The sequence below is a fragment of the Salinimicrobium flavum genome (assembly GCF_042684505.1).
Classification (GTDB): Bacteria; Bacteroidota; Bacteroidia; order Flavobacteriales; family Flavobacteriaceae; genus Salinimicrobium; species Salinimicrobium flavum.
This window is the reverse complement of the sequence record NZ_JBHULT010000001.1, coordinates 1-5,612: the sequence shown is the minus strand read 5'-3', so window position 1 is coordinate 5,612 and position 5,612 is coordinate 1. Positions and strand designations below refer to the sequence as shown.

Annotated in this window: 2 tRNA genes and 2 rRNA genes; all 4 read right to left on the bottom strand. The window is 47.6% G+C overall.

Annotated features, from left to right (window positions below):
- Positions 1-21 precede the first annotated feature (21 nt).
- Positions 22-2,866: ribosomal RNA gene (locus tag ACFSTG_RS00020) — 23S ribosomal RNA — on the bottom strand.
- A gap of 217 nt (positions 2,867-3,083) precedes the next feature.
- A tRNA-Ala gene (locus ACFSTG_RS00015) sits at positions 3,084-3,160 on the bottom strand.
- Between the two features lie 607 nt (positions 3,161-3,767).
- Positions 3,768-3,841, bottom strand: a tRNA-Ile gene (locus ACFSTG_RS00010).
- 195 nt (positions 3,842-4,036) lie between these two features.
- Positions 4,037-5,560: ribosomal RNA gene (locus tag ACFSTG_RS00005) — 16S ribosomal RNA — on the bottom strand.
- The 16S and 23S rRNA genes sit together here with 2 tRNA genes alongside, the layout of an rRNA operon.
- Between the last annotated feature and the right edge of the window lie 52 nt (positions 5,561-5,612).

Sequence of the window (5,612 nt, the reverse complement as noted above, 5' to 3'; positions counted from 1 at the left end):
CGGCCATTGCTGGCCGGGAAGTGCACTAAGCTATACGGATTATTAGTATCACTCGGCTATGACATTGCTGCCTTTACACCTGTGACCTATCAACGTGGTAGTCTCCCACGATCCTTAAAAGAAATCTCATCTTGTGGTGGGTTTCGCGCTTATATGCTTTCAGCGCTTATCCCTTCCCGACGTAGCTACCCAGCAGTGCTCCTGGCGGAACAACTGGTACACCAGAGGTCAGTCCAATCCGGTCCTCTCGTACTAGGATCAGATCCACTCAAATTTCTAACGCCCACTGTAGATAGAGACCGAACTGTCTCACGACGTTCTGAACCCAGCTCGCGTGCCACTTTAATGGGCGAACAGCCCAACCCTTGGGACCTTCTCCAGCCCCAGGATGTGACGAGCCGACATCGAGGTGCCAAACCCCCCCGTCGATGTGAGCTCTTGGGGGAGATCAGCCTGTTATCCCCGGAGTACCTTTTATCCTTTGAGCGATGGCCCTTCCATGCGGAACCACCGGATCACTATGCTCTACTTTCGTACCTGATCGACCTGTATGTCTCTCAGTCAAGCTCCCTTATGCCATTGCACTCTACGCACGGTTACCAAGCGTGCTGAGGGAACCTTTAGAAGCCTCCGTTACTCTTTTGGAGGCGACCACCCCAGTCAAACTACCCACCAAGCACTGTCTCCCAACTGGGTTGGGATTAGGCTTCAAACAAGTAAAGGGTGGTATTTCAACAATGACTCCACGACGCCTGGCGACGCCGCTTCAATGTCTCCCACCTATCCTACACATCACTTGTCCAAAGTCAATACTAAGCTATAGTAAAGGTTCACGGGGTCTTTTCGTCCCACAGCGGGTAATCGGCATCTTCACCGATACTACAATTTCACCGAGCTCATGGCTGAGACAGTGTCCAGATCGTTGCACCATTCGTGCAGGTCGGAACTTACCCGACAAGGAATTTCGCTACCTTAGGACCGTTATAGTTACGGCCGCCGTTTACTGGGGCTTCAATTCAATGCTTCTCCCCGAAGGGATGACATCTCCTCTTAACCTTCCAGCACCGGGCAGGTGTCAGGCCCTATACATCATCTTTCGATTTAGCAGAGCCCTGTGTTTTTGATAAACAGTCGCCTGGACCTCTTCACTGCGGCCCCGATTGCTCGGGGCGACCTTTCTCCCGAAGTTACAGGTCTATTTTGCCTAGTTCCTTAGCCATGAATCTCTCGAGCACCTTAGAATTCTCATCCCAACTACCTGTGTCGGTTTGCGGTACGGGCCGCTTTACTCGCTTTTCTTGGAAGTCGATCCTCAGGATTATCACCGCCGCCGTAGCTTTGGTGTACTATCCCACCCTTAACAGGTGGTTCAACGCACTATTCCGTCAGTGCGCACCCAATTCTCGCCTCCGTCACTTTTATCGTAAAGCAGGTACCAGAATATTAACTGGTTGTCCATCGACTACCCCTTTCGGGTTCGCCTTAGGTCCCGACTAACCCTCAGCTGATTAGCATAGCTGAGGAAACCTTAGTCTTTCGGTGTGCGGGTTTCTCGCCCGCATTATCGTTACTTATGCCTACATTTTCTTTTGTAACCGCTCCAGCATACCTCGCGGATACACCTTCTACGCTGTTACAATGCTCCCCTACCACTTACAACCAATGTTGTAAATCCATAGCTTCGGTAATATGTTTATGCCCGATTATTATCCATGCCGAACCGCTCGACTAGTGAGCTGTTACGCACTCTTTAAATGAATGGCTGCTTCCAAGCCAACATCCTAGCTGTCTAAGCAGTTCAACCGCGTTTTTTCAACTTAACATATATTTGGGGACCTTAGCTGATGGTCTGGGTTCTTTCCCTCTCGGACATGGACCTTAGCACCCATGCCCTCACTGATAATCATCATTTTATAGCATTCGGAGTTTGTCAGGAATTGGTAGGCGGTGAAGCCCCCGCATCCAATCAGTAGCTCTACCTCTATAAAACTAAATTATCGCTGCACCTAAATGCATTTCGGGGAGTACGAGCTATTTCCGAGTTTGATTGGCCTTTCACCCCTACCCTCAGGTCATCCCAAGACTTTTCAACGTCAACGGGTTCGGTCCTCCACTGTGTGTTACCACAGCTTCAACCTGCCCAAGGGTAGATCACACGGTTTCGCGTCTAACACTACCAACTATAGTCGCCCTATTCAGACTCGCTTTCGCTACGGCTCCAGGGCTTAACCCCTTAACCTTGCTGGCAACGTTAACTCGTAGGCTCATTATGCAAAAGGCACGCCGTCACCCCCTAAAGGGCTCCGACCGCTTGTAAGCGTATGGTTTCAGGATCTATTTCACTCCGTTATTCACGGTTCTTTTCACCTTTCCCTCACGGTACTGGTTCACTATCGGTCTCTCAGGAGTATTTAGCCTTAGCGGATGGTCCCGCCAAATTCATACAGGGTTTCTCGTGCCCCGCACTACTCAGGATACCACTATGGTTTATGATCTTTACCTATACCGGGCTATCACCGTCTATGGCCGCTCTTTCCAAAGCGTTCTAGTTCATAACACAACCAATGTCGTGGTCCTACAACCCCATGCAGCCCGTAAGCTACATGGTTTGGGCTAATGCGCGTTCGCTCGCCGCTACTAGCGCAATCACTATTGTTTTCTTCTCCTCCGGGTACTTAGATGTTTCAGTTCTCCGGGTTCGCCTCCCTTGCGGGATAACATGTCTTCAACATGCTGGGTTGCCCCATTCGGATATCTGCGGATCAATTTGTATGTGCCAATCCCCGCAGCTTTTCGCAGCTTATCGCGTCCTTCTTCGCCTCTGAGAGCCTAGGCATTCCCCATACGCCCTTATTTAGCTTATGTGCTTTTACCTAATTTTGCTCTAATCTTGATCTTGCCGATATGCAAGACCAAAACCTTATTATAATTTGCTCTATCTATAATATTACTATCATAGAAATTTTTATGTTTCTCGTATTCTTATTTTCCAATATGTCAATGAACGTTTTTCTAGTAGTGAGTACTTAGTAATGAGTAGTGAGAAAATCTCAATACTCAATTCTAATACCTCAATACTAAAATGGTGGAGAATATCGGAGTCGAACCGATGACCTCCTGCGTGCAAGGCAGGCGCTCTAGCCAGCTGAGCTAATCCCCCATTTCTCTAGTTAAGAGTTATGAGTTGTGAGTTATGAGTTGATAACCCGCAATAACTCGCTCCTAGAATTTCCTTTCAATAATTCTCAATGAACTTCTTAATCAATTATCAATTAACAGTAAACAATTAACAGCTTAAAAAACTGATCATTGATCATTGTTTATTGATCATTGCCTGTAGTCTCAGGCAGACTTCCTCCTCCGTTTACGCTTCGGCGGATAAACTTCCCGTCTTNTTAATCAATTATCAATTAACAGTAAACAATTAACAGCTTAAAAAACTGATCATTGATCATTGTTTATTGATCATTGCCTGTAGTCTCAGGCAGACTTCCTCCTCCGCTTACGCTTCGGCGGATAAACTTCTCGCTACCTTCGTNCTAATCCCCCATTTCTCTAGTTAAGAGTTATGAGTTGTGAGTTATGAGTTGATAACCCGCAATAACTCGCTCCTAGAATTTCCTTTCAATAATTCTCAATGAACTTTCAGTATAATTATACATTATTCAATATACATTATACATTTTTTTCGTAGTCTCAGGCAGACTTCCTCCTCCGCTTACGCTTCGGCGGATAAACTTCTCGCTACCTTCGCCTACTCTTTCGAGTAGTCTCAGGCAGACTCGAACTGCCGACCTCTACATTATCAGTGTAGCGCTCTAACCAGCTGAGCTATGAGACTGCAATTAGTAGTGAGTAGTTAGTATTGAGTAATGAGATCACTTTCGCTCTTCTCAATACTCAGTACTCTATACTCAATACTATAATATTATTAAATTGACAGTGAATTAAGACCAAAAGAAGTCTTTTACTTCTTTTGTAAAAAGGCTCCTTATGTCGTAATTGCGTTTTGCCTTTTAAGTGGCAAAAGCTCTAGAAAGGAGGTGTTCCAGCCGCACCTTCCGGTACGGCTACCTTGTTACGACTTAGCCCCAGTTACCAGTTTTACCCTAGGCGGCTCCTTGCGGTGACCGACTTCAGGTACCCCCAGCTTCCATGGCTTGACGGGCGGTGTGTACAAGGCCCGGGAACGTATTCACCGCATCATGGCTGATATGCGATTACTAGCGATTCCAGCTTCACGGAGTCGAGTTGCAGACTCCGATCCGAACTGTGATAGGGTTTATAGATTCGCTCCTGGTCGCCCAGTGGCTGCTCTCTGTCCCTACCATTGTAGCACGTGTGTGGCCCAGGACGTAAGGGCCGTGATGATTTGACGTCATCCCCACCTTCCTCACGGTTTGCACCGGCAGTCTTGTTAGAGTTCCCGACATGACTCGCTGGCAACTAACAACAGGGGTTGCGCTCGTTATAGGACTTAACCTGACACCTCACGGCACGAGCTGACGACAACCATGCAGCACCTTGTAAATTGCCCGAAGGAAAAGGTGTTTCCACCCCTGTCAATCTACATTTAAGCCCTGGTAAGGTTCCTCGCGTATCATCGAATTAAACCACATGCTCCACCGCTTGTGCGGGCCCCCGTCAATTCCTTTGAGTTTCATTCTTGCGAACGTACTCCCCAGGTGGGTTACTTATCACTTTCGCTTAGCCACTCAGCTCTCAATCGAGCCAAACAGCTAGTAACCATCGTTTACGGCGTAGACTACCAGGGTATCTAATCCTGTTCGCTACCTACGCTTTCGTCCATCAGCGTCAGTGAATTATTAGTGATCTGCCTTCGCAATCGGTATTCTATGTAATATCTATGCATTTCACCGCTACACTACATATTCTAACCACTTCATAATTACTCAAGGTTAGCAGTATCAATGGCAGTTCTACAGTTGAGCTGCAGACTTTCACCACTGACTGACTAACCCGCCTACGGACCCTTTAAACCCAATGATTCCGGATAACGCTTGGATCCTCCGTATTACCGCGGCTGCTGGCACGGAGTTAGCCGATCCTTATTCGTACGGTACCGTCAAATTCCCTCACGAGGGAGTGTTTCTTCCCGTATAAAAGCAGTTTACAACCCATAGGGCAGTCTTCCTGCACGCGGCATGGCTGGATCAGGCTCTCGCCCATTGTCCAATATTCCTCACTGCTGCCTCCCGTAGGAGTCTGGTCCGTGTCTCAGTACCAGTGTGGGGGATCTCCCTCTCAGGACCCCTACCTATCGCTGCCTTGGTAAGCCGTTACCTTACCAACTAACTAATAGGACGCATACTCATCTTGTAGCCATAAATGTTTAATTATAAAATAATGCTATTCTATAATACCATGGGGTATTAATCCGGGTTTCCCCGGGCTATCCCCCTCTACAAGGTAGATTGTATACGCGTTACGCACCCGTGCGCCGGTCGTCAGCGGTGCAAGCACCCTGTTACCCCTCGACTTGCATGTGTTAAGCCTGCCGCTAGCGTTCATCCTGAGCCAGGATCAAACTCTTCATCGTTAAATCTTAAATAAATTTACAATTACTAAGGAATTCCTCTCCGTCCCGATTT